Genomic DNA, 25,692 nt, shown 5'->3' with positions numbered 1-25,692 from the left:
ATTTTAATGGATATTTAGAAAATCCATAGTTAAAAATCCTACAGAATTTATCTATCGAAAAAATCAACTTTTTTTTCTTCTGAAAACATAGCGATCGCTCCCTATCTGCCTACTACTAAATAAGAGCGTTCATGCAAGCGGTGCGAAGCATTATCGCTCCTTCCCAAACCAACCATATTTTATGAGCGATCGCTCTACTTATCGTAAACCTAACCACCGTAAAATAGGAATAATCACATAATGACTCACTCCCAAACAAAAACCACCGATACAACCTAACAAACTGAAAAAAGTTATGCTTGCAAAAAATTCTAATAAATTAGGTTTACTGTGATTCATTGCAGTAAACTGTAAAAATAACTCTGGAAAAATATTTAATTGCTCCAAACCAAAAAAAACTATCGCTGTCAAACTAGCAACTATCAAAGCATAAATAAAATTATGCTTTCTTAAACCAAGTCCTAGAGTAACAAAACCAGTAGCTACCCCCACAGATAATTTACCCATAATTTCTAGGATAATTAAATCTTCTTTTGTCGTATAGACACTACTACCAACTTGGGAAAATTGCCAACATAACCCTCCTAAAATGTAACCAATAATTCCCATAAATGCAGTCCACCCATAACGACGACGTTGACCTAAACCTCCCACATCCGTTAAACCAACTCCCGTTCCCAAACCAGCTAAACCAAAGACAAGTATTTCCGGACCAATATTTAGGGGAACATCCCACACAAGAAAAATCAGATTAGTAAATATACTAGCGAGGCGATCGCCTATTCCTGACCAATAAGCAAAAATTAATCCGAATGTTGCCCCAATACTTCCCCCAATTGCCCCCAACACCATTTCCCAAATTGTATCTACACATCCTGAAACTATTTGATGAAAAATTTTAGACAGGGTAAAAAATAACCTATTAATATTCTCACTGAGATTTTTCAACTGAGCTATTAATAAATTTTTAACAGTTGTAGCTAATGTAGCTAACAAATATATTCTCAGAGACCTCTTTTGCCGTCGATAAATTTTAGCTAAACGGACTTGCACTTCTGCTGCTGTTGCTGGTCGTTGGGCCGCATCTAAGCTCACCATATCATCAAGTAAATTAGCCAAAGCTGGATGAACAGGCTTAAGTTGACGCCACTTGAGCTTACCTGTTAAGGGGTCTTCCAATTCTGCTGGATATTGACCAGTTAGTAAATGAATGCAAGTACGACCCAAAGCATAAAAATCTGTGAACGGGCCAATTTCACCCCCATTAATTTGTTCTGGAGGACTATATCCAGGAGATACTAATCTGGTTGTGCTGCGTTTTGCTACAGTTTCTCTAGGTTGGATTCTATAATTACTAATTTGTTTTACCCCACCGAAGTCAATTATGACCAGTTGACCTCTTTTTTTTCGTTGATGATGAAAAGAATAGGATAAGGAAGATTTTGTCAAAGTTGAAGGTTGGATTTCCCGCAACATTAAATTAGAAGGTTTGATGTCCCTGTGAATAATTTTCCGGCGATGTAATTCCCATAAAATTTCTACAGCTTGGGAAAGCCAATTAATTACATAAAAATCTGGACATCCTTGGGGATATTGTTCCAGAATTTCTTCTAGGGTACAACCATCAATTTTTTCCATGACTAGGCATGGGAGAAACCATTGACTAGAGTGGCCAACTGCTGGCTGACTATTTCGCTTGCGTAGGTGAAAATAGTCTCCTGTTTCGACTCTAGGAATACCTGAATGACGCATACTGGCAAGTACCCAAGCTTCTTGGTCAAATAGTTCGAGTGCTTTGGGAGAGCTTTCCAATAATACTTTCAGAATACGTTCGGTTTGAGTTTCTTGGTCCCAAATAATGTAGATTTTCGCAAATCCACCAGCGCTTAATTTTCGCAGGGGAATGTAGCGATCGTTAATGAGAAGTGGGGTTCCACAGCTTTGACAAAAGTTATTTCCCCATGGCTGGATTGGACTTAGACAATGGGGGTTGATACAGTGGACTTTTGATAAAACAGACTGATGTACAGTCATCTACAGTTAGATATGAATTGAGGACAATAGGAAAATTACTTATATTTTTATCTTAAAAGTTCGCTCTTGTTGAAAACCATGTCGCTTTAGCTTAAGGATAATTAGTGGTACTCAGACATTTTATCGTAGGAAAAATGCGTCAAATTCAGTCTAGACAAGGGAATTACGTCGATGCCTTAAAAATGGCTAGAACCCCTGGTTATTCAGGATTTATGCCTTTTTGATGTCAAAGCCTCTGCCCATCTATATTTGATCCTATTTTCTGGCTTGATTTTGTGTAAGTCCCATTAGGTCTAATTATTTTTATTTTGCAGACAAAAATGCAAGTTAAATGTAGATTACTTGAGTCCGATAGTGGTATTAGTTATCGATAGAAAGGTGCTGAATAATTAGCGCTCTAGAAAAATTAATTTACCGATTTTTTTTGTATTAAGTGCTTATTTTTTCTGGAAAAAGTAATTATATTATTTTGATACTAGCAATAATTTCTACATAAAATTATAGTCAAGTTTTTTCCTTATTAGTTCACTACTCAAATCTTGCAATTTTGGTGAATCTCTCGTTTTTTTACGATCCCCTGTATTTGTTCAATATTTAATCTGGGATAATTAAAATTATTTTTACTTTGCATATTTGTGTTTTTTTGTCAATGAGCAATTATTCACTTGATTTATTTTAAATGATTATGGCGATAAAATTAACAAATGTAACAAATAGATTAAAAAAAGTTATTAATAAAAAAATAATCTTTAAAGTGGAAAAGTTCTAATTCTTGATATTATCTAAAATAGTATGCTGTATAGCAGAAAAGTGAATAGATTCTTAGGAAAGAATATATGAGTTACGCTAAAACACAAAGTCAGTCTAAGTCTGGATATCAGGCTGGAGTAAAAGACTATAAACTAACTTATTACACCCCTGATTACATACCAAAAGATACAGATGTTCTGGCAGCTTTCCGTATGACTCCTCAGCCTGGAGTTCCTCCAGAAGAAGCTGGTGCTGCAGTAGCTGCTGAATCTTCTACTGGTACTTGGACAACAGTATGGACTGACTTGTTGACTGACCTCGATCGCTACAAAGGTCGTTGTTATGATATTGAATCCGTTCCTGGCGAAGATAATCAATATATTTGCTATGTAGCTTATCCTCTAGATTTGTTTGAGGAAGGTTCTGTAACTAATATGTTGACCTCTATTGTAGGTAACGTATTTGGTTTCAAAGCACTACGGGCGCTACGTCTGGAAGATATGCGGATTCCAGTAGCTTATCTCAAGACTTTTGAAGGTCCTCCTCACGGTATTACTGTTGAACGTGACAAATTAAACAAGTATGGTCGTCCTTTATTAGGTTGTACTATTAAGCCTAAGTTGGGTCTATCTGCTAAGAACTACGGTAGAGCAGTTTATGAATGCTTGCGCGGTGGTTTAGACTTCACAAAGGATGACGAAAATATTAACTCTCAACCTTTCATGCGCTGGCGCGATCGCTTCCTATTCGTTCAAGAAGCTATTGAAAAGGCCCAAGCTGAAACTGGTGAAATTAAAGGCCACTACCTCAACGTAACAGCTCCTACTGTTGAACAAATGATGGAGCGTGCTGAGTTTGCGAAGGAAATTGGCACTCCAATCATCATGCACGACTACCTAACTGGTGGTTTTACAGCTAACACAACTTTGGCCAAATGGTGTCGTCGTAACGGTGTTTTATTACACATCCACCGTGCAATGCACGCTGTAATTGACCGTCAGAAAGCTCACGGTATTCACTTCCGCGTTTTGGCTAAGTGCTTGAGAATGTCTGGTGGAGACCACCTACACTCTGGTACTGTGGTTGGTAAGCTTGAAGGTGAAAAAGGTATCACTATGGGATTTGTTGACTTGATGCGGGAAGACCACATCGAGCAAGACCGCGAACGTGGTATTTACTTCACTCAAGATTGGGCATCCATGCCTGGTGTAATGCCAGTTGCTTCTGGTGGTATTCACGTTTGGCATATGCCAGCTTTGGTTGAAATCTTTGGTGATGATTCCTGCCTACAATTCGGTGGTGGTACTTTGGGTCACCCTTGGGGTAATGCTCCTGGTGCAACAGCTAACCGTGTAGCTCTAGAAGCTTGTATCCAAGCTCGTAACGAAGGTCGTAACCTCTTCAAAGAAGGTGGCGATGTTATCCGTGAAGCTGCTAAGTGGTCTCCTGACTTGGCCGTTGCTTGCGAACTATGGAAAGAAATCAAGTTCGAGTTCGAGGCAATGGATACCCTCTAAGTCTGTCTTTGAGATGTGGGATTTTAGATTTTAGATGGCAATAGTGAAATAGATATGTCACACTTGTCTGCTAAGGATTAGATCGATCCTCAATCTAAAATCTAAAGTCTAACAACAATATTCAGGCTAGGGTCAAAAATGGATATTAAAAAAGTTGCGAAAGATACTGCAAAGGTACTGACGAGCTACCTGACCTATCAAGCTGTGCGGACTGTAACTGCTCAGTTACGAGAGACGAACCCTCCCTTAGCAATTTGGTTAAGTGGTTTTTCCTCAACAGGCAAAATTCAAGATGGAGAAGCTTACCTACAAGAGTTGCTCCAGGAAAATAAAGAATTAGCATTTAGAGTGATGACCGTTCGAGAACATTTAGCAGAGGAAGTGGCTGAGTATTTACCAGAAATGCTGCGCAGTGGTATTCAGAAAGATAATATGGAACATCGCCGTCGGTATCTGGAAAAGATAACGCAACTGGAAATAGCTGACCCTAGTTTAGATCCAGAGCAACGAACAGATTAGCCACGAAAATTTGCGGTTAAATTTTCCTCCACGGAGAGACCGGGGGGCTGAGATATAAAATCTTGATTGATTCAAAATTTGGCTCCCTTGCACATTGTATTAAACAGTAAAAAAACATGAGAACATTACCAAAAGAGCGTCGTTACGAAACCCTTTCCTATTTGCCTCCTCTGACTGAGATGCAAACTCGTAAACAACTTCAATACATTTTGGATCAGGGTTTCATTGCTGGTGTAGAATTTAGTGAATCTTCAGCACCAGAAATGCACTACTGGACTTTGTGGAAGTTACCTCTGTTTCATGCCAAAACAGTTGAAGAAGTTTTGATGGAAATTGATGCTTGTCGCTCTGAAAATTCTGATTGCTATATTCGCGTGATGGGTTTTGATAACGTGAAGCAATGTCAAGTATTGAGCTTCATCGTACATAAGCCTAATCAAAGAAGATACTAATTCATAAAATTGGTATAAATTAATGTGTAGGGGTAAACGGCTGTTTGCCCCTACAATTTCTTGGTCAGAAGTTACGCAAACCAACCAATAAACCGGGTTTATTGCCCCAAGTTTTATGATTCAAATGAGGAAATTTCCTTAATACACCCGGTTTCTGCGTAATGTCGTCATTGCGACGATAGGAAGCAATCTCCGCGCACCTCTGAGATTGCTTCCTTCCACTCCGTTACAGTCGCAATGACTTGAACATAGTGATTATCCGGATTTGATATAAGTTCTGTTATTACAGAAAGAGTATACATTCCGAATGTTGGGTTTATCCTACGGATAAGCTGACGCTAACGTACCTCAACCCAACCTACAAGATAGGCGATCGCACTTAATAATTTAGGATGGCAAAAAGTGGTATTTTGTGAATATGGAAAAAGTGAGCATTCAAGTTTGATGGGTATTGAACGTCATGGTAAATATCGAGTTGATAATGGATATCCTAATGTTTGGATTGTAGAAAGTACAAGGGGTGAATATCGTTCAGAGTCTAGTATTTTGTCTTATCAAAAACTACTCGATAAGTCTTATGTGAGTTATGTTAGGTCTGGTCATTAAATTTAAAAAGTAATTATGTTTTGCTATATTGAATATGTCAAATACATCAGATAAGTTTTCAAGTATTAAATTAGAATTGGAGTCATCAAAAGTTAGACTAACTCAGATTAAAACTGAATTAAATAGATTTAAGTCTAAGTCAGATTTAGAAAATTCAAATCAACTGGTTCTGGAATACCAAAATAATCAAATTATACAAAATCATCTATTAGCAACTACTGGATTTCTGCAAAAAGTAGCTATTGAAAATCAAGTTTTATTCCTTGAAGGATGGGTAGTTTCATTTGAGGATGATTTAGTTGATAACTTCAAACTTTCTATTGCAGGTGAAGAAATACAGAATTTTGAACTAGAATTAAGACGGCCTAGCCTCCATCTCAAAAAAGCCTTTCCCAAGTTAAAGAATGTTGATCAAGCAGGATTTTTGATTAAATTACCATTCAATCAAGAACAACATAACTGGCAAGATGTTCTGGTTATTTTGACACCTTTATTCGGTGGACGCGAAGGACTGATATTGGTAAATTCTATCCAGTCTTCTATACCAATCCCCAGTGCGGAGTATCTAAAGTGGGCTGGTGGAGGTGGAGAACATGGGGCATTTTTGAGACACTCTTTTGCTTTCCTCAGTTATTTCATACAATTGGCAGAATTAAAACAAACAGACTGCGTTCTAGAAGTTGGATGTGGTTTAGGAAGAATGGCTTATGGTCTAGCTCACTACTTAAAGCCTCCAGGTAGTTATGAAGGTTTCGAGATTATGGCTAGGTTTATTAAGTGGCCTCAACAAGAAATATCAACACGCTGTCCTCATTTTAATTTCCGTTTGGTTAATATTTATAACCATCACTACAACCCTGGTGGAAATGTAAAAGCAAAAGATTTTGTTTTTCCTTATGAAGATCAAAGCTTTAATGTCGTCTTTTTGACCTCTGTATTTACTCATATGCAAACTGAGGAAGTGCGTCATTATTTAGAGGAAATATATAGAGTGTTGAAGTGGGGTGGTAAGTGCTTGTGTAGCTGCTTTTTACTTAATGATAAATCAGAACAATTGATCACTGAAGGAAAAAGTGGATTTCAATTTGTACATGAGTTGAATGAATGTTTTACAACTAACCCTAGTAACCCAGAAGCTGCTATTGCTTTCAAGGAATATTTGTTACTAAAATGGATATCAGAATCTGGCTTTGCTGTTATCAGTAAATACTATGGATCATGGTGTGGTCGAGATAAGTATACCAGTGGTCAAGATATCTTAATTATTGAAAAAAAGGATAGAATAGAATAGATAAGAATATTTGAAAATGGAACGCGAAACAGCAAATATTTATTTAAAAGAAGGGAATAAACTCAAGCGTCTGGGAAAATTAAAAGAGGCGATCGCTTCCTACCGCCAAGCTATAAAAATTAATCCCGAATAGAAAAAATACTGATAAATTTAGACCAGGAGATTTAGATTTAGGTGATGTCAAGCTCAGAAGAAAAATACTCCCGTCTGAAACAAATTAAGATGGAATTAAAAGAATGGCAAGAAAGACTCAAGCAGATCGAACTAGCTGTGGAGCGATCGCATTCTTCTATTCATAACTACTGGAAATATCTGTTTGTCTGTGGTTGCGCTCGTTCTGGGACTACAGCAATAACGAAACTTTTAAATGCTCACCCTCTAATTGCTATTGGAGTTGAAAGGTATAAGCATTATGCAAAGCAAGATCTAATTCACAAACTTAGTCCTGCTTTATTTAAACTATCCGTATTTTTTGATATTAGAGAAGAGCAAACTAATATAAATCCTCAGCATCAAGCTTGGGAAAATCATTAGAAATATTTTGATGAAGAATTGAAAGAATAGTTTAATAATAATCAAACTATTCTTGGTGATAAATTTCCACATTACTATGAATTTTATCAAGAAATAGATCAGCGATTCGCATCGGCAGGAGTAAAGTTTATTTTTATGCTAAGAGATATTAAAGATGTTGCTTTATCTTATGATGCTAGAGCAAGAAATAAACATGATATGGGTTGGTCTAGAAATCGAAACTATAAGTCCGCTGTTTCAGATTGGAATCAGTCGCTCCTGAATACCTGGAACTATCTAGAAAGTAATAAGCGAAACAACTTATTTGTATGTGAATATAAAAAATTATTCTCCGGCAACGATAATTACTTTTATTTTTTGCTTAATTTTCTAGAAATTGAGGAAAATAAAAATATGTATATATATTACAAGTCAATAACAAAAGATTGGGACAGGTTTAAGCAAAGAGAAAAAATTATAGACAAAGATAAGTTAGCGTATATAGAAGAAAATAGTAACTACTTTTTAAGAGATAAAATACTTCAAATCACAGCTCATTTAATTGAATAATCAAAACAGATTTTTTTCCATTAGTATCTATGTTATAACTGTAAAATTTTGCTTATTTAATAGCAATTGCAGTTGCATAATGAGTTTCACCTAATTCCGAACACAAATCATCTATAAGCATTAAAAAGTCTAACAAATATTTATCTTTTGATTCATCAAAATTATGGAGAATATCAGACAAAGCTAAATGGTAAACTACCCCACCAGTAATAGTTATTTCAGCTTGAGGAAAATACTTTTTTATACTATCAATAATTCTCTCTGAATCTGCTGCTTCTGAAGGATCGATTTGAATCATACGTTCGATACTATTTCTAGTCAGAGTTTTTGGCAGTAACTGACTGGGGTTTCTGGGATTAGCTAAATATTTTTCTGGTAAAATACTTCTAACTTGAGAAGCAACTTCTAACATTTTATCAGACCACTGCATTCTATTAGGACCCACATAATCATCCATATAAAACATTCCCCCTTTTTGGAGAACTTCATAACTCCATTTAATAGCTGCTTCTACATCTAACATATGGTGAAGAGAGTTGTTCCAGTGAACAAAATCAAAACATTCTTTTTCTCTAATAATTTCTAAAGCATCACCTTGAATAAAAGTTACTTTGTTTTCTACACCAAACCTAGCTGCTAGTCTCCTACCTTGCTCAATTCTAACTTTAGAAACCTCGTAAAGTTGAAAAGAAGAAACCAGACCTTGACAAACTAAAGTAATTTCTTTTTGCCCGTTTCCACACCCTACAGATATGCCACAAGAAAAAGGATAGCGATCGCCTGCAATTTCTTTAGCTCTCTGAGTAATACCTTGAGAGAACCCATCTATTGGTGAACCTATAACTTTTTTATTTATGTGCTTAATTATATGTGGACTTTGCCACCATCTCAATCGCAGATTTTGGCTTTGCTGGCTTTTTTTAGTCACACCAGACCAATGAGATGCTATTTTATCTTTGTTGTTCATTTCGATTGTTTTCCATCGTAGGTTTTATCCTCTTGATATTAAATTCAAGTTTGAGATTTTTTCAATTTTTATGATTGAGCAAAGTCATGGCTAATACTAAATCCGGTTTAGAAGGGAGATTTACTGTGAAGGCAAGGCAGCTATGTATCCCCCCATAATGTTTCTGTATCAACTTCAGCGCGATGGATATCTAAAATTTCAACTATAGCGTTTTCACTCATATATTTTGATGAATTTATGAACAGGATAAGCTAGATAATGCTAACATTTCTCTAGTTCTATTACAACTTAGCTAAAAATTGTTCAAAAACCAAAAAAAATATTTATTCGATATTATTATGACTATTAACACACAATATTTTGTCGAAGCTAATCAACTCAAACGCCAAGGAAAGCTAGAGCAAGCGATCGCTCTGTACTATCAAGCAATTGAGTTGAATCCTAATTTTTCTTGGTCAGGACTTACGCAAAGACACTATATATAGTGCATACCCTTAAAGGTTTATCTATATTGGCTATCGCTTGAAAAACAAAATATAAAAAACTTAAAATTTGAACTTAAATTACTTTAGTTGTGATACTAGATTAGTATGAAACCAACTATTTGTCAACACTTTGAGAATAAACTTTAATTATATAAAATATTGTCAGTATTTAATAAGTAGTCACAAAAATCACACTCTCACAAACCTTGCTGACCATCTAGAAACAGTGAGCCACAATAGCGTAGCTTTGCGTCAGCAATCAAATTAATCGTTACTTAAAAAATATTGATTTAGCAGCATAAAATTTGTGGCAAAATGTCAGGGAGGAAATTGTAACTTCTGAAGATGGTTATTTGCTGCATTAATAATACAGTTCTTAATAAAGAATACTCCCAAAAAATAGAACTTGTCCGAGGTCAGTATAACGGTAACGAACATAGGGTAGTCCGTGGAATAGGAATAGTTAACTGCTTATATTTTAATCCTCAAATAGAAAGATTCTGGATTTCGCGATTATCGTATTTATGCTCCAGAGAGTGATGAAAAGAGTAAAATAGATTATGTAAAATAAATGATGATTGATGTGGTAAAACAGAAGAAAATACCAGTAAAAAAAGTATTAATGGAGGGCTGGAATCCAACCCAAAGACTTATGGTTTTAATAGATGACTTAGGTGAAATTTACTATTTTTCATTGAAAAGTAATTCCGCGCGTAGACGATACTGGGGGTGTAAAAAAAATATCAAAAAATGGAAGAATTAACATAGAATGACTGGGAATTAGTATCAGGAAAAATTATTAAGATTAAAGGCTTTCCTAGAGATAAAAAAATCCAATTATTTTGGGTTACTGTTTCCGCCAACAGAACAGAATATATTGCTACTAACGACCTGACTCATAAGAGTACAGATGACGTTGATTTTGAGATTCGCACCTAGATGGAAAATTGAGGAGTTTCACGCCAGAATTAAACAGCTAACAGGGCTGGAGTTTTGCCAATGTCGTCGAGGAAAAATTCAAAAAAATCATATTGCTTGTGCTATGTTGGTGTGGAATCATTGGAAAAAAATGGCAAATCCATGGGGGAAAAACTATTGATCAACTAAAACATCAATTATTATCCAAATATAAGCGTATCTGAACTCAAATATCCTACAATTAAAATGATAGTTGTTTAAGTTTGTATGGATTGTTTAGAATGAGCAAGGCTGGGTGATAGCTATAAATTTTCAAGCGTTAGCGGAGCTTTGCGTCAGCAATCGCCTAAATAGGAATCTGTATAATCGGTGGGCGGTTCGATTCTCCGAGCAAGTGAAATTAACTCTCAAACAATGGACAAAATATCAATAAGACCGCTCCTATCTGCTGCTATAAAAACACAAATACCAGCAATCCTTTATAGAATTTTTGTCAGCATTCAGCTATTAGCAGTCAGTTTTTTTTATTCAGAAAACAGTCTGATTTAAGCTGAAAATTATTTCTAATAAAAGATGATAATAAAAAGAACAGGACTTACACATTTTTATGGTAAAAAAACTATATATATAGTGTTTCTCAAATTAGTGAGATACAGTTGTTTTTCTTTTTTTTCTATCCCCTGTTGATCGAATTACTACTCCCTACTCCCTACTCCCTATTCCCTAAAACAAACTAATGCGCGTACCTCACCAATATGAGAATTGCTATACCATAGTGCTATAGTTTTAATTTACTATATGTAGTGGCTTTGCGTAAGTCCTGAAGAAATTAAGAAGGTTAGAGAATTAAGATAATTTTCAGCAAGAATGTAATATAGACCGCAAGAATTAGCAAGACAAAAAAATATTTAGCTCTTATTATCTAATTTAAGCTCTCATCTGAAATTTAACGGAGAGATAAATAATTTGATTGGGAAAAAATAATGAATATAAATAGTAAGACTTGGCTGAATATTCGTGGAGCGATCGCCACAGCAATAGCGGTAACTTCCACCTTTGCTATGACATCTACAGCAACAGCAGCAAGATTAAAAGTTACAGTAGAAAATGTTGCCCCCACTAATGGTTTCTTTTTCTCTCCATTATGGGTAGGTTTTCACGATGGCAACTTCGACATTTTTGACTTAAACCAACCAGCACCCGCATATCTCGAAGCATTAGCAGAAGATGCTAATACAGGACTGATCAGCACTGCTTTTGCTAATAGTGGCGCAGGGGAGACTCAAACTACAATATTAGGCCCAACAGGACCATTTCAGGTGCTTACTGCTGGCGATCGCGCTTCTATGACATTTACTCTAGATGGTAGTCTAGCTAGCAGTCGCTATTTCAGTTACGGAGCAATGGGTTTACCAAGTAACGATGCTTTTATTGCTAACGAAAACCCATTAGGGATAAGAATTTTTGATGAAGATGGCAAATTCTTGGGTGCTGATTTTATTGTTACTGGCGATCGAGTGTGGGATGCAGGTACAGAGGTCAATGACGAAATACCAGGCAATACTGCAGCTCTTGCTCAAGCGACTCCTAACACAGGTGTGGATGAAAATGGAGTTGTCACCTTTCACCCTGGTTTTCTCGAAGGTGGTAATATTTTAGCAGCAGCACCTAATGGTGATTTTACCGCTCCAGATTATCAGATCGCACGGATAACTATTGAATCAGTACCTGAACCTACAACTACTTTAGGATTATTTGCTTTTGGTGGATTTTTATTACTGGGAAATTTGTTCCATAAATCTTTTAAATAGTTGGCGTTGGTGAAGCGCGTGTATGATATTAATCTTAATTATTCAGGAGTCAACCCACCCCTCGCCCCTCCCCCTCCCAGGAGGGGAAGTCAGGAGACAGGAGTCAGGAGGGAAGAAAGAAGAAGAAAGAGCAGTAGAAGGAGAAAGTTTTTTGGTCACGGAGCAGGGAACGGAGTTCTATCGCGCTCTGCTCCTGACATGATATCATACCTCAAATCACCAACGCCAATAAGTAATATCATATCCGTTTAATTAGACATCTCCAGAACAGATGGAACAGGGAACAGGGAACAGGGAACAGGGAACCCACCCCTCGCCCCTCCCCCTCCCAGGAGGGGAGTAATTGATAATTTATAGATAAAAATTGATTTTATTTTTGTTTTTTGGAGATGTCTATTAGTGACCAAAAAACTTCCTCTTCTTCCCTTCTAACTCCTCTATTATTTCAACTATTAAACCGGACATGATATAACATCTAATTATTTCAAATGCTTTACTTGAGCTGAAATTAATTTATTCAAACAATTCGCAACTTCAACTCGATGACATCTAGCTGGATCTAGTTCAGCACATAGTAATAAAATATTTCCTTGAGTAACAATTTCTGCAATTTCAGACAAATCTGCATCTACTTTTTCAGGGGTAGGTGAAACCCAGTTTGCTTTACCTGATGTATTTCCTAAAGAAACTTTGGATATATATTGAATATTTTTGGAGTGGCAAAGATTTTCTATTTTGTCTCCATACCACTTGCGACTCCAAGCACGAGGACTTTTCCTCACATCAATCACACACTTAACATCAAAATTTTGTAGGTATTCTAAAAATTCACTATAATCTTTACGATTTCCATAGCCAAATGTAAGTATATATTTATTTGAAAATGTCTCTGAAATATTCATTGTTTTTTCTCTATTTAGAACAAGCTTAATTGAGTAATAATAGGAGGATAAAATACGCCTATAATCATAAAATAATTTTTGTAGTTTTTTAAATTACCTACTATAAAGTATAGGTCTTTATTGTTCATAAATTCAACCTCTAGCTTTTGTCTTACTTTTTCTACAGCTTCTTTTTCCTTTCCTATTTGAGTCGAACTCAAAGATTTATCTCGACATTTTCGATAAAGCTCTTGAATTTCCCAGTCACTAATACTATAGCGATGTTTATCTCCATCTTCATCAATAAACTCATATCCAAACTTATAAGGTATTTTTTCCAGTTCTACTGTTGGTTCAAACAAATCTAACTGATCTAATACAGCTTGCTGTTTTGGTTTCCAATTACGTTCAGTTTCCTGAAAAAAATATTTTTTAATAATTTTTTGCTTGATTATTCCTAATGATTTATCTTGATTTTTTATTTCTTTAATTGACTTAAATTGTAGTGGCAGTAAAAGTTTTTTTCGTTCCTCCCAATTATTACTTGTTTTAATTTTTCTCAAAACCTCTATAGAAGAATCATTTATACGAAAACTTTCTGGTCTATAATCTCGATCATTTTTTTCAATTATAGCGCTGTGCGCAGGCAACAGGCAACAGCTCATCTGGCAACAGGGGGAATAAAAAACCGATAATATAAGGCTTTTAGCTATTGGACAGTTATTGTAATTTGTAAATATCCCAGCGCACATTGCTATAAAGCCATAATCATAGACCATCTAGGATAGCGCTTATCAAAATCCAATTGTCGAAAGCGAATAGGATAAATTCTAATCCACTCAAGAGGCTGTTCATCTTCACTCAGCAATATTCCTGCTGTACAGACAGTTTCTTGATATTTTTGACTAATTGAAGGGTATGTTTTAGTAGCAATTAGTATTTTTTAAATTCCATATTATACAATCTTAATTTATTACCGAATAATTAAAGTTGAAACCCTCTGCTTTAAAAAAGAAATAAAGAAAAAAAATCCTATTTACTAATCAGATCAAATCTGCTGAATTCGATATAAAAAAATGTTTGATCTTCAGCTATTAGCAAATCTTTCTAAATTCTCCTTCCTCCTGTACGTTTGATCCTGTAAAATCTTACTTTTGTGAGGGCGAATGCCTTTCGCCCCTACGACTTCCGTGAAACGGTATAATATCATGTCCGGATAAGAGCGTGATCAAAAAAACTTTCTCCTTCTTCTTCTTTCTACCCTCCTGTCTCCTGTCTCCTGTCTCCTGACTCCTTCGTCGTTTATTTATAATTGTTCAACCGGACATGATATAACTATATCCCTTCACAAAGAAGCCGATCGCTTTCTTTAACATCGGGACTATTCTGCAAATAGTCGTGAACAATATCACAACCCCGCGCCAATAAATTATCTAAATCAAAGTTCCACAATATTGCTACCCGATCCTTACCAACCGCACCGAGCATTTGACCATCTGGACTAAAGCTAACATCCATTACCCCTTCTCGAATACCTGCTAGACTCACCAACTCTTCACCATCAACAGTCCAAATTTTCACCGTACCGTCATCACTACCACTAGCGATAATTTTGCCATCAGGGGTAAAACTCAGACTATTTACTTGATCCTGATGTCCTCTGAGAGTAGCGATCGCTTGACCTTCAGGAGTTAATAATTTAACTGTATTATCAGAACAAGCTACAGCAAGAATTTTTCCATTTGCACTAAAACTAACTTTCTTGATAACATTACACAACCCTTCAATCTTTCCTAGTTCCTCACCTTCTATGCTCCATATTTTCAGAACAACCTGACTTTCACTCCCAAAACCAGCAGCAGCGATAGCTTTTCCATCTGGTCTAAAAGTCACAGTTCTCAGGTCATCAATACCTCCTGGAATAGTCAATAGTTGTTGACCGCGAATATTCCACAATTTAATTGTTTGATCTAAGCTAGCAGTTGCCAACATTTTACCATCCAAACTATAGCTAATACTATAAACCCGATCTTTATGCCCGGAAAGAGTCGCATTTCCTAAACCTGCTAAATTCCAAACTATTCCTGTTCCATCAGCACTTGCAGAAGCCACTGTTTGACTATCGGGACTAAAGCTCAAGCTATAAATACCGCGTTTATGCCCTTTTAAACTTGCTAACTCCTCTCCATCTCGACTCCAAATTTTTACACTCCGGTCGTAACCCCCAGTAGCGATCATCTGAGCATCTGGGCTAAAACTAATAGCTGTGATATAACTGGTGTGTCCTTTGAGAGTAGGCAATTTTTGTTCTTGAAGATTCCAAAGTTTAATCGTGTTGTCAGCACTAGCAGAAGCAAGAGTTAATCTATCATTACTCAAACTGAGACTACTAACCCAGGTACTATGACCTTTGAGAGTTGCTATTTCTCGACCATAATGAGTCCAGAGTTTAATTATTCCATCAGAACTTCCAGAAGCAATAGTTTTGCCATCAGCACTAAAGTTAACGCTAACTACTGGACTTTTATGACCTTTGAGAGTGCCCATTTTTTGACCATCTATACCCCAGACTCTCACAGTATGATCCCAACTAGCAGTGGCAATAGTTTTACCATCTTGGCTCACACTTACACTCAAAACTCTGTCTTTAAAGCCTTTGAGAATAGCCAATTGTTGGCCTTGAGAGTTCCATAACTTCACCGTTTTATCTTCACTAGCAGAGGCTAATACTTTACCATAGCTGACACTGTAAATTTTATCCTGGTGTGCTTGAATAGACTTCAATAGTTTCCCTTTAAGATTCCATAATTTAATCGTTCCATCTACGCCACCAGAAGCGATCGCTTTTCCATCTGGACTAAAACTCACACTATTAACTGCTCCTTGATGGCCTTTCATGGTTACTAATATTTTACCATTCTGGTTCCAGAGTTTCACAGTACCATCATCACTTGCAGAAGCTAACATTTTACTATTAGGACTAAAGTCAACACTGTAAACCGCACCCTGATGTCCTTTTAAAGTAGCTAATTCTTTCCCAGAGTTACTCCAGAGTTTGATTGTAGCATCATCACTAGCAGAAGCAATTATTTTTCTATCCTTGCTTAAGCTGATGCTATTGACTGGTTGTGTATGTTCTGCTATTGTTCTGCGCGTACTCACACCATAAACAGTTTTGCGCAAAGCAATTAAAACTCGCATTCTTACATCTGCTGATACTTCTGAGGTATTGTATAACTTTGTACCAGCTTTGATAGCAGTAAGTAAAGCGTCAAAGCGTTGGTTAGCAGTAAACTGATTTTCTGCGGATAAACTCAAAGCATTAAGTTGGGAATTTAATCTATCCTTTTCTGCCACTTGCCAATTAATCAAGGAAAATCCACTTAACCCACCTAAAATTAAAATTAATCCTATTATACTTCCGATCCGAAAATTGTTTTGAAAACGTTTGCGGTTGATACTTTTTTCGAGAAATTCTTTGGCTAATACAGATACAAAAGCACTATCAGCATTACTTTCTAATAAACTTTCAGCTAAACTTAACTTGCGCCCACTTAGTAAGTATTTGTCTGATTTATCTTTTTTCAGCCACCTTTGAGCATCAGCTTCCATACCAGGTTTTTGTTTAATTGCCTCTCGGTTTGACTCTACCCAAAAATTTAACTGAGACCAATGATGAATAATAGTATTATGGGCTAATTCTACTACTGTTACTGTTTGATTAGTGTTTTGATAGTTTGTGAATTTAGTAGTTATAATTAATCTGGCTTTTGCTAATTTTTTCAGTATCTTACTCACAACTGCTAATGATTGTTGAGGGGTAATTAAATCAGTTTTTAATACTCGTTTGCAGCTTACTACCGTATCTTCATTTATTTGTACGAGTTTGAGAAATATCTGCTTGGCAACCTGACGCTCTCTAGCATTGAGGGAATGATAAGTTGCATAAGCTTGTTTTTCTAGACAACCTTTTACACCACCTAAGTTAATATATTGATTCAGAGTAAATTGGTCTATTCGTCGCTGTCGCCATAGTTCCGTTAGAGTATATTGTAATAATGGTAAATTACCGTGACTTTCTGTATCTACAATCATTTGCTCCACTAATTCTGGCTGAATTTCTATACCTACTTGTTTGACTGGAGCGGCGATCGCTTGTTGCAACTCCTGTCGAGTCATCGGCGTTACCGTCACTAAATGAGATTGAATTTGCCTAGCTAACCCAGAATATTCCTGCTCAAAGCATTTACCTAAAAATTCTGCCCCCATACTAATAATTAACAGAAATGTACTAGCATGAGAGTTATCTTGGTAATTTTTGTCTATTGCTCCCATCAAACAGTCAAAAAATTCCTGCCTTTCGATTTTATCTAAACACAGAGTAAAAACTTCCTCAAACTGGTCTACTACCATTACTATTCTGGGTGCTTGAGTATTTTGCAACACTTGTCTAAACCCACTAGCACCCTGATTAATTAACTCTTCGATTTCTATAGGTGAATAAATTATACGTTCAACTTCAGCCTTTTTGATCTCTTGCTCTAGGTTTTCATTGTGAGAATTTTTGATTTTAGGAGGTGATGTGACACCGGACTTTCTTTTTTCTGGCGATCGTCTACGGGTTCCTTTTGTTTCTTGTGCTGGTGGTGGAGGTGGATAAGGAATAGATGATTTTGGCGGTCGCTTTTTTTGTTGATGCTGCTGAGAAGTTGATGATAATTTTTTAGTAGTGTAAAGTTGTAATGATTCTTCCTCTGGAGCTGTTGTTTCTTCTGTTGTCGGCGTTAACAATGTCTGTAGTTGATAATCTACAAATGCTGCTGCTAAATTTTTTAAAGGATGTTCTCCTGGTCTAATAATTAATATAGGCCAAGTGTTACTCCCAGACAATCTTTGCCCCAGTTTAAGTTGATATAATAACCCTGCTTTTACTACACTTGATTTACCAATTCCACCGGCCCCTACTACGGCCAAAAAATTCCGAGAACGAACCTTTTCTAAAAGTATATTTGTCAAAGTTTTCCGACCATAAAAATATTTAGAATCTTTATCGTTAAACTCAAATGCAGCTAGTCCTTTATAAGGGCAAACTCCGGCTGTCAAGTCTGGATTTTCTGTAGCTTCTTTTTCCCCTGTCAAAATAATTTCATTCCCAGAATTATTAAAGACTGGATGTAGATTAGAAAGATTTAGTTTTTTATTTATATAGTCTATTAAATTATAATTTGTTACGCAAACATTTGGATATTTTTCTGGTTCTAATGCTTCTAATAAACAATTTGTGAGAAAGCTATGTTCTGAAGTTATTTGTGTTGTATAAACTTCTATTTCTTGAGAAACAAAAATATAACACCTATCATTATAAGTTGATTCTATATTACTAAGATTTGTTTGTAAGAAGTCAATTTGTTTTTCCTGATGGTAACAGTCTAACCATACTATTTGTTGTTTAACAGGAGATTTTTGTAATAGTTGACTTAACCAATGTAGTGAAATTCCCCATTTTCCTTTTTGAGGGTTTGTATCACTGGTTGCTAAAAATCCTTCTTGTACCCCTCCTTGTTGATCTAATAAACTATTTCCCACAAAAAACAATAAAGCAGTTTCAGGAACATTATCTAGAGGATTAAATAATTTAGAAATAGCTTCTTTCAAAGCATTTATTTCACAGTTTTTAATCTTAGGATGAGGATCTACTTGCCAAGAACCTTCTATATTAGCTCCTGGAAAGCGCTGCACTTGAAAATTGCCATAGGTTTCTAATAGTTGAGCGATCGCCTCTGCATCTGCTGCTGGTTTAATCAAGTTTCGGGGTTGAGCAGAGCTATCTTTGAGCAAAGGATAATAATTGATACCCACTACTAATGCTTTTCGGTTCATGCACGGTAGCCCATTTTAGTTAATAACTGGCCAGTTTATTATAATATCATGTCTCTTGAAAAACCCACAATAAAAAAAATTTTAGGGAACAGGGAATAGGGAATAGGGAATAGGGAATAGGGAACAGGGAATAGGGAATAGGGAATAGGAAGAAATTTATCAGAGAACACATTTTTATTATCTCTAATTAACGAGACTTGATATAATAGCAATTTTATGTGAAGTTGTACAAAATTATCAAATTCACGATTGAGACTCTAGTTCCTTTGTTTTAAGATTTAAGATAATGTTAAAAGAAATGATTTTGTTCGTGACTTTTACTTCTCTTGCTTACAGAGGTTTTCCTGATTGGACTTCACGAGTATCTACTAATTTGTACTATTCTTGATGCTATTTATACCGTCTAATCCTCTTTTGTGTAATATCATGTCCGGATAATTAGTGATAAAAAAAACTTTCTCCTTCTTTCTCCTTCTTCTTCTTCTTTCTACCCTACTGTCTCCTGTCTCCTGACTCCTTCGTCGTTTATTTATAACTGTTCAACCTGACATGATATAACAAATCCCCGCCAATAAATAAAATTATCAAATTATCAAAACGTCTCAGCGTTAACCAACTCGACCCATTTGGGTAAAATTAGTTATATCAACTACCCAAAGTTGTTGGGATTTGGTAACAAGTAGTAGGATTTAACACATGGCACAATATAAGCAAGCACTGGTTAAGGACGCTAAGAACCCTCCAGGTCTAATTGTCTTTCCTGCGTTCATTACCCAGAAGGAAATGGATGCGCTTAAGGATTTTAGAGTCGGCGATCGGGATACGTTTGTAGTAGCCTATCCTAAATCTGGTACGACATGGATGGAGCAAATTGTTCACTTGCTTGCTAGCAATGGAGAGCAAGGTGACAAAGTATTGAGTGAAGCAATCCCTTGGTTAGAAGGTGCAGCAACTCGTTATGGAGGTTTGGATAATTTGATCGTAAATAGTGGCGATCGCCGTTATTTTCATAGTCATTTACCCTTGTCTCTGATGCCAATGTTTGGAAAAACCAAAGCCAAATATATTTATGTTGCTCGCAATCCAAAGGACAATGCTGTCTCCTATTATTATCATGCTTGCAGCAAAATGGGATACGAGGGTAGTTGGAAGGAATTTTTTCAGCTATATGTTGAAGGCAAAGTTGCCTATGGCTTGATATTCGATCACGTTTGGGAGTGGTGGAAAGTTAGCCAAAATTCAGATAATGTGATGTTTGTCAAGTACGAAGATATGAAAAAGGATTTAGCTCAAGTAGTTACCGATGTTGCTAGCTTTATAGATATCCCCTTAACTTCAGATGTACTGGATGCTGTGGTTGCTGCAAGTAAATTTTCGGCAATGGCGATGAATCCGAAGGCTAATTTGGATTGGGTTCCCCAGCGAGAAGGTATTCCCAAACATATGCGTAAGGGAATAGTCGGAGATTGGAAAAACCACTTTTCTTCAGAAGAGAATATGATTCTTGATGCTCTATATCAATCAAGAATGGTACAATATGGTTTGGAATTTGAATTTGAGTAGGGCTGGAATTATGTTCTATAGAATTAATTTGTTTGGCGTTGGTGAAAAGAGGTATGATATCCTGTCCGGATAAGAGCGCGAACAAAAAATTTTCTCCTTCTATTCCTCTTTATTCTTCTTTCTTCCCTCCTGACTCCTGACTCCTGACTCCTGACTCCTCAATAATTAAGATTAATATCATACACGCGCTTTACCAACGCCATTTGTTTAATTTGTTGGCTCAAATTCTGATGATGATTCATTTTTCTTCTTGAGCTACAAATTGAAGTGCGGAATGTGGGATTAAAGGTGGTTTTCGCCTCGTCAAAAATTTGGGCTAACTCAAAAAAATAATTTTAGGTCATTAAGTAGAGCAGACTATTATTAGCTGACACATTTACATAACTTTTGTAGTGTTTTGCTAACGTCTCTGAAGGCAACTCCCCAAACATGGTTTTATAATCTCTAGTAAAATGACTGGGACTGTAAAACCCAAATTCACTAGCAAGAATAGCTATAGTACAATTTTCTGGTTCCCTTGCCTTAAGGCATTGTCGCACTGCATTAAGTCGTCGTACCTTGAGATAGCGCATCGGACTCAACCCAAATAAGTCTTTAAAACCAAAAGATAACGCACAACTGCTAGATCCTAAATGTTGAGCTAGTTGTTTTAAGGTCAGAGGTTGTTCCAAGTGTGCTAACATTTTTGGCTCTGCTTGGGCAATCAACTTTGCTCTTCGAGAAGGATTTAGGAAAGACTTAGAATTTAACTTAATGGGAATCTGACTAATCAACAAAGGAAGAAAATCATCAGTAATCAGTTTTTCAATATGAGGTTTTTGTAACCAATTTGGTTGGTGTACTGCTAACCAAATCAGTTGTTTGAGATAATCTTTAATTTCTTTCATCCCAGTTAGAAGCAAATTCACATGATTTTTGCTCCGGAAACTATCGTCTAGATCGTGGCGTTGTAGTTGGTCTGCATAAGCATCAAAAGTTTGAACAGGGATGACAATGTTTGTCAATGCTCCACCTTGAGGAAATATTTCGTGTGCTTCAGTGTTATTGAAACCAAAAACAGTCCTTTGAGGTTTGACAGAGTGATAGAAGGAGTAATATTCCCTTTCATTCTCAGACCAAATTATCGCAAAAGATATGTATCCCTTCGTACCATCACCCGAAAATTGAAACCCTTGGTTCACCTGATTATATACGAAAAATATGTCACCAACCTGAATCGACAAAAACTCACCGTGAAGAGAACCGGGAGTGAGTTGTATGATTTCCTTATTTTGATACTCAAAAAACTCTTTGAAATTATCCACATCTGTAAAAGATTTGGAGGCAATCTTATGATTGCCTGTCCCCGAAGTATCCTCAGCTTGGGTAATTTTACTATCGTCTATATCCTTCAACACACTCATTTTTGCAGCACTCTATCAAAAAAAAATAATCAAACAAATTATAAGTAAAACTCATACAAATTAAATACCTCTTTTTTAATTTGTATAGCTTAGAAAGTTATAATTTTCGATCGTTCACAGAGAGAGCTTACCACTAAACTAATCTTTGAAGTCTTTGAATTACCTCATGGCACAACAGAGTAGGACTGACCTACCCTGTTTTGATTAAGGCTTTGGATGAATGCTTTTTTGTGGTGTGGAATTTTCTCCACCCCGCCCTGAAGAATTAGCCCAGTAGAGACCTCCGGCCCTAGCCTGCAGCAATGCTGCACGAACAGGCTCAATCAAGAGGATGTCATAAAAGAGCTAATCAATGAAAGACCCAAATGTTAACAGCACAACACTAAGTGTATGAAGGAAACTTTACTGAAACTTAAAATACTACTCAATTTCCTAGTGGTACTGATCTTTTCCCTAGGAGTATTAGTACCACCAGCCTTGGCTCAGGAAATTCTGCCACAACCAGACCCAGAATTTCAGGGTGACATTGGTGTTACTTACGAAACTTCCGGGCCGCCAGATAAGTCAATTATGGAATCCCCTGAAGCCCCAGAAGATGCCCCTAACATTGTCCTTGTACTCTTGGATGATGTGGGATTTGGCTCCTCAGAAACCTTTGGTGGCTCTATTAAAACACCTACTCTAGAGACACTGGCAGACGAAGGGATAACTTATAATCGATTCCACACAACTGCCCTCTGCGCACCAACTCGTGCAGCTCTACTAACTGGACGCAATCACCACTCAGTCGGCTCTGGAGTGATTCAGGAACTGGCAACAGGTTATCCTGGTTATAAAGGCTTGATTCCCAAAAGCACAGCGACAATTGCCGAAGTCCTCAAAGAGAATGGCTACAGCACAGCTTGGTTCGGCAAAAATCATAATGTTCCTGATAACCAAACCAGTATGGTTGGTCCCTTTGACCGCTGGCCTAATGGTTTAGGATTTGACTACTTCTACGGATTTATTGGTGGAGAAACTGACCAGTGGTATCCAGCACTGTATGAAAATGAGAACCCCATCGATCCACCCGCCAAAATGATGTACAATGGAAAAAAAGAGGACTACAACCTCACCCATGACCTTGCCGATAAAGCAATTGGTTGGATGAACAATCAGCATTCAATTGCACCAGATCGCCCATTCTTCCTTTACTTTGCTCCCGGTGCTACCCACTCACCTCACCAACCACCAGATTCCTATCGCGATAAATACAAAGGTGTGTTTGATGACGGTTGGGACGAAGAGCGTGTTAAAATTTACAATCGTCAGAAAGCTCTCAACATAATTCCTGCTGAGACTGAACTTACCCCTCGCCCAGAAGGAATACCTGCTTGGGAAGATTTCGACGACAGCGCTCATGTGGCATTAGCCAAGGAGATGGAAATCTATGCGGCTTTTCTAGAATACACTGATGTAGAGGTAGGTCGTGTTCTTCGTGCTATTCCTGAAGACGAAGTAGACAACACCATGATCATCTATATCGTGGGTGACAACGGTGGTTCAGCAGGCGGTGGTGTGAATGGAACTTGCAACACCATGAAAAATCTTAACGGACTGGGCTATAACATTGAAGAAATCAAGGAGTGTGCAGAGGATTGGGGTGGACGTGACAGCGGAACCTCGCCAGGATACGCTATTGGCTGGGCTTGGGCTACGGATGCGCCTTTTCAATGGACAAAGGAGATAGCTTCCCATTTTGGCGGTACTCGCAATCCCATGATTATTAAATGGCCAGAGGTTATTCGCCCGACTCCAAACAGAAGGGAGATCCGAGACCAGTTTCACCATGTTATTGATATCGCACCGACAATTCTGGAAGTAACTGGGATTCAGGAACCAGAGATCGTTAACAGCATCCAACAGCAGCCCATAGAAGGGGTGAGTTTAGCCTATACCTTTGGTTTTGGTAAGAAACTTGATAGTGGGAAAAATGCTGAAGGTACTCATAAAACTCAGTATTTTGAGATGTATGGGAATCGAGCCATATACAAGGACGAAGGAGAACACGAATGGATGGCATCAACTATACATGCTAAACCAGTTGGCGATGAACCTCTTAAAGATTTCGATGAAGATGAGTGGGAACTGTACGATTTAAAGGATGATTTCTCTCAATACGACGACTTATCCAAATCGGAGTCAGAAGAAAAAGATGTTTATCTTGATAAATTAGAGGAACTCAAAGACTTATTCCTCGTTGAAGGAGGTAAGTATAATGTTTTCCCTCTGGACGATCGCTTTGTTGAACGAGGTGATGTTAATTTACGTCCCAGTTTTACTGCAGGACGCTATCATTTCAAGTTCTATGAAGGCGCGGTTCGATTGCCAGAAGGGACAGCACCCGATGTGAAAAGCAAATCTCATCAAGTTACTGCTGAGGTAACGATTCCTAAGAGACGCCCTAAAGGTGTAATCCTGGCGCTCGGAGGAGAGACGGGGGGCTATAGCTTCTACATTAAGGACAAAAAACTCCACTATACCTACAACTTCCTTGGCACCCACTATGATGTTGTTTCTCAAGAAGATGTTCCCACTGGTGATGTTGAGCTAGGATTCAAGTTTGAATACTCAGGAGATTATGGAGATGGTGCGGGTAAAGCAGCTACAGTTAACCTCTTCATCGACGGTAATCAAGTTACTGATTGCACTAACAACAGCAATGATTGCACTGATAACATCACACAGACTGTACCTGCACGATTCTCTCTGGAAACTCAAGATGTAGGGATGGATTTACTCACACCAGTAACTCATAAGTATAAGTCACCTTTTAAGTTCAGAGGCACAATTGATCAAGTGACAATAGACATTGAACCACCACCTTGCTCAGAATCAGAATCAGAAGATTGCATAGAGTAAGCCTTCCGTTGAAGTAGCAATAGAATTGTATAGCAAAAGGCACTTATGCATCTCTCCTCCTGCCCCCCGATGATGCGCTATCCCTTATAAGGAACGGCTGAAAAGCTTGTGGGGAGGGTGGAGAGGATGAGGAGGATCGGGAGGATAAGGTCTTGGGGTATCCCAAGTTGCATGAATAAAAGCGGACTTTCCTCCCACACCTCCCACACCTCCCACACCTCCCACACCTCCCACACCTCCCACACCTCTCCTACTTTTTTCTAGGCGTGACAATAAATTGACCCTGCCCTTTGAAGGGGGGAGGCAGAAGGAAAAATCTTGGTTTTTTGGGTTTAGGGTTTTGATGTGGGAGCGCCCTTTGCTTTGACTGCTATAAGCTTAGACCGATTCATGTTTGCTGCTGATATCTTTAACTAAACTCAGTTCTACTCTAATTCAGCTAAGACTGTAGAGTCCCGATCGCTAGCTCGGAACTCTACAGGCCATCCCAAGGCTATCTATATCTAGTGGACTGTTTCATCTAAAATGGTGCAATAGAATAGTCAGCTAAAAGTGACTATTGGACTCACAAGCGATCGTTAAAAACAGACAACCAAAAACAGGCGATCGTTAAAAACAGACAACCAAAAAC

Annotated in this window: 20 protein-coding genes and 1 pseudogene; 14 read left to right on the top strand and 7 right to left on the bottom strand. The window is 37.3% G+C overall.

Features of this window, described 5'->3' with window-relative positions; genetic code table 11:
* Positions 1–198: 198 nt before the first annotated feature.
* Complete coding sequence (locus tag F6K18_RS06575; protein ID WP_287519638.1) at positions 199–2,034, bottom strand: serine/threonine-protein kinase; 1,836 nt, start codon at positions 2,032–2,034, stop codon at positions 199–201.
* An 836-nt stretch (positions 2,035–2,870) separates the two neighbouring features.
* On the opposite strand from F6K18_RS06575, the gene F6K18_RS06570 reads away from it, so the two are divergent.
* From F6K18_RS06570 to F6K18_RS06535, 8 genes are all read left to right on the top strand, one after another.
* Positions 2,871–4,301 carry a form I ribulose bisphosphate carboxylase large subunit gene (locus F6K18_RS06570; RefSeq protein ID WP_124155538.1) on the top strand — a complete coding sequence of 477 codons (1,431 nt, stop codon included), beginning with the start codon at positions 2,871–2,873 and terminating at the stop codon, positions 4,299–4,301.
* A gap of 138 nt (positions 4,302–4,439) precedes the next feature.
* On the top strand, positions 4,440–4,820 hold the full coding sequence (locus tag F6K18_RS06565; RefSeq protein ID WP_124145528.1) for a chaperonin family protein RbcX: 381 nt from the start codon (positions 4,440–4,442) through the stop codon (positions 4,818–4,820).
* Between the two features lie 116 nt (positions 4,821–4,936).
* Positions 4,937–5,272, top strand: a complete 336-nt coding sequence (locus F6K18_RS06560; protein WP_287519636.1) for a ribulose bisphosphate carboxylase small subunit — start codon at positions 4,937–4,939, stop codon at positions 5,270–5,272.
* A gap of 402 nt (positions 5,273–5,674) precedes the next feature.
* The gene (locus tag F6K18_RS06555; protein ID WP_287519634.1) at positions 5,675–5,878 is read left to right on the top strand and encodes a hypothetical protein; all 204 of its coding nucleotides are present in this window, start codon (positions 5,675–5,677) and stop codon (positions 5,876–5,878) included.
* Positions 5,879–5,912: 34 nt separating this feature from the next.
* The gene (locus F6K18_RS06550; RefSeq protein ID WP_287276592.1) at positions 5,913–7,169 is read left to right on the top strand and encodes a class I SAM-dependent methyltransferase; all 1,257 of its coding nucleotides are present in this window, start codon (positions 5,913–5,915) and stop codon (positions 7,167–7,169) included.
* 16 nt (positions 7,170–7,185) lie between these two features.
* Entirely contained in the window at positions 7,186–7,302 is a 117-nt protein-coding gene (locus F6K18_RS06545) for a tetratricopeptide repeat protein (protein ID WP_287519632.1), read from the top strand.
* Between the two features lie 44 nt (positions 7,303–7,346).
* Positions 7,347–7,703, top strand: coding sequence for a hypothetical protein (locus F6K18_RS06540; RefSeq protein ID WP_287519630.1), 357 nt, complete (start codon positions 7,347–7,349; stop codon positions 7,701–7,703).
* A gap of 135 nt (positions 7,704–7,838) precedes the next feature.
* On the top strand, positions 7,839–8,252 hold the full coding sequence (locus tag F6K18_RS06535; protein WP_287276596.1) for a hypothetical protein: 414 nt from the start codon (positions 7,839–7,841) through the stop codon (positions 8,250–8,252).
* 52 nt (positions 8,253–8,304) lie between these two features.
* Here the strand turns inward: F6K18_RS06535 and F6K18_RS06530 are convergent, their stop codons facing one another.
* Entirely contained in the window at positions 8,305–9,219 is a 915-nt protein-coding gene (locus F6K18_RS06530; protein WP_287519628.1) for a class I SAM-dependent methyltransferase, read from the bottom strand.
* A 338-nt stretch (positions 9,220–9,557) separates the two neighbouring features.
* On the opposite strand from F6K18_RS06530, the gene F6K18_RS06525 reads away from it, so the two are divergent.
* From F6K18_RS06525 to F6K18_RS06510, 4 genes and pseudogenes are all read left to right on the top strand, one after another.
* Positions 9,558–9,704 (top strand): tetratricopeptide repeat protein, encoded by a 147-nt coding sequence (locus F6K18_RS06525; RefSeq protein WP_287519627.1) that lies wholly within the window; start codon positions 9,558–9,560, stop codon positions 9,702–9,704.
* A gap of 136 nt (positions 9,705–9,840) precedes the next feature.
* Positions 9,841–10,883 (top strand): annotated as a pseudogene (locus F6K18_RS06520) (IS701 family transposase).
* Between the two features lie 722 nt (positions 10,884–11,605).
* Positions 11,606–12,433, top strand: a complete 828-nt coding sequence (locus F6K18_RS06515; protein ID WP_287519626.1) for a spondin domain-containing protein — start codon at positions 11,606–11,608, stop codon at positions 12,431–12,433.
* 22 nt (positions 12,434–12,455) lie between these two features.
* Positions 12,456–12,635: a hypothetical protein gene (locus tag F6K18_RS06510; RefSeq protein WP_287519625.1), complete on the top strand. Its 180-nt coding sequence runs from the start codon at positions 12,456–12,458 to the stop codon at positions 12,633–12,635.
* Positions 12,636–12,912: 277 nt separating this feature from the next.
* Here the strand turns inward: F6K18_RS06510 and F6K18_RS06505 are convergent, their stop codons facing one another.
* The 3 genes from F6K18_RS06505 to F6K18_RS06495 form a co-directional block, all read right to left on the bottom strand.
* On the bottom strand, positions 12,913–13,335 hold the full coding sequence (locus tag F6K18_RS06505) for a DUF488 domain-containing protein (RefSeq protein WP_287519624.1): 423 nt from the start codon (positions 13,333–13,335) through the stop codon (positions 12,913–12,915).
* 14 nt (positions 13,336–13,349) lie between these two features.
* Positions 13,350–14,093 (bottom strand): hypothetical protein, encoded by a 744-nt coding sequence (locus F6K18_RS06500; RefSeq protein ID WP_287519623.1) that lies wholly within the window; start codon positions 14,091–14,093, stop codon positions 13,350–13,352.
* A 556-nt stretch (positions 14,094–14,649) separates the two neighbouring features.
* Entirely contained in the window at positions 14,650–19,194 is a 4,545-nt protein-coding gene (locus F6K18_RS06495; protein ID WP_287519622.1) for a caspase family protein, read from the bottom strand.
* Between the two features lie 696 nt (positions 19,195–19,890).
* On the opposite strand from F6K18_RS06495, the gene F6K18_RS06490 reads away from it, so the two are divergent.
* Positions 19,891–20,757: a sulfotransferase domain-containing protein gene (locus F6K18_RS06490; RefSeq protein WP_287519621.1), complete on the top strand. Its 867-nt coding sequence runs from the start codon at positions 19,891–19,893 to the stop codon at positions 20,755–20,757.
* 335 nt (positions 20,758–21,092) lie between these two features.
* Here F6K18_RS06490 and F6K18_RS06485 read toward each other — a convergent pair whose 3' ends face one another.
* Positions 21,093–22,160, bottom strand: coding sequence for an AraC family transcriptional regulator (locus F6K18_RS06485; RefSeq protein WP_287519619.1), 1,068 nt, complete (start codon positions 22,158–22,160; stop codon positions 21,093–21,095).
* A gap of 390 nt (positions 22,161–22,550) precedes the next feature.
* Between F6K18_RS06485 and F6K18_RS06480 the strand changes: the two genes are divergently transcribed.
* Positions 22,551–25,061, top strand: coding sequence for an arylsulfatase (locus F6K18_RS06480; RefSeq protein WP_287519618.1), 2,511 nt, complete (start codon positions 22,551–22,553; stop codon positions 25,059–25,061).
* 84 nt (positions 25,062–25,145) lie between these two features.
* Here the strand turns inward: F6K18_RS06480 and F6K18_RS06475 are convergent, their stop codons facing one another.
* On the bottom strand, positions 25,146–25,334 hold the full coding sequence (locus F6K18_RS06475; protein ID WP_287519616.1) for a hypothetical protein: 189 nt from the start codon (positions 25,332–25,334) through the stop codon (positions 25,146–25,148).
* Positions 25,335–25,692 lie beyond the last annotated feature (358 nt).

The organism is Okeania sp. SIO2C2, assembly GCF_010692625.1.
Taxonomy (GTDB): domain Bacteria; phylum Cyanobacteriota; class Cyanobacteriia; order Cyanobacteriales; family Microcoleaceae; genus Okeania; species Okeania hirsuta.
Note: the sequence above shows the minus strand (reverse complement) of the source record. Positions and strands in the feature narration are given on the sequence as shown.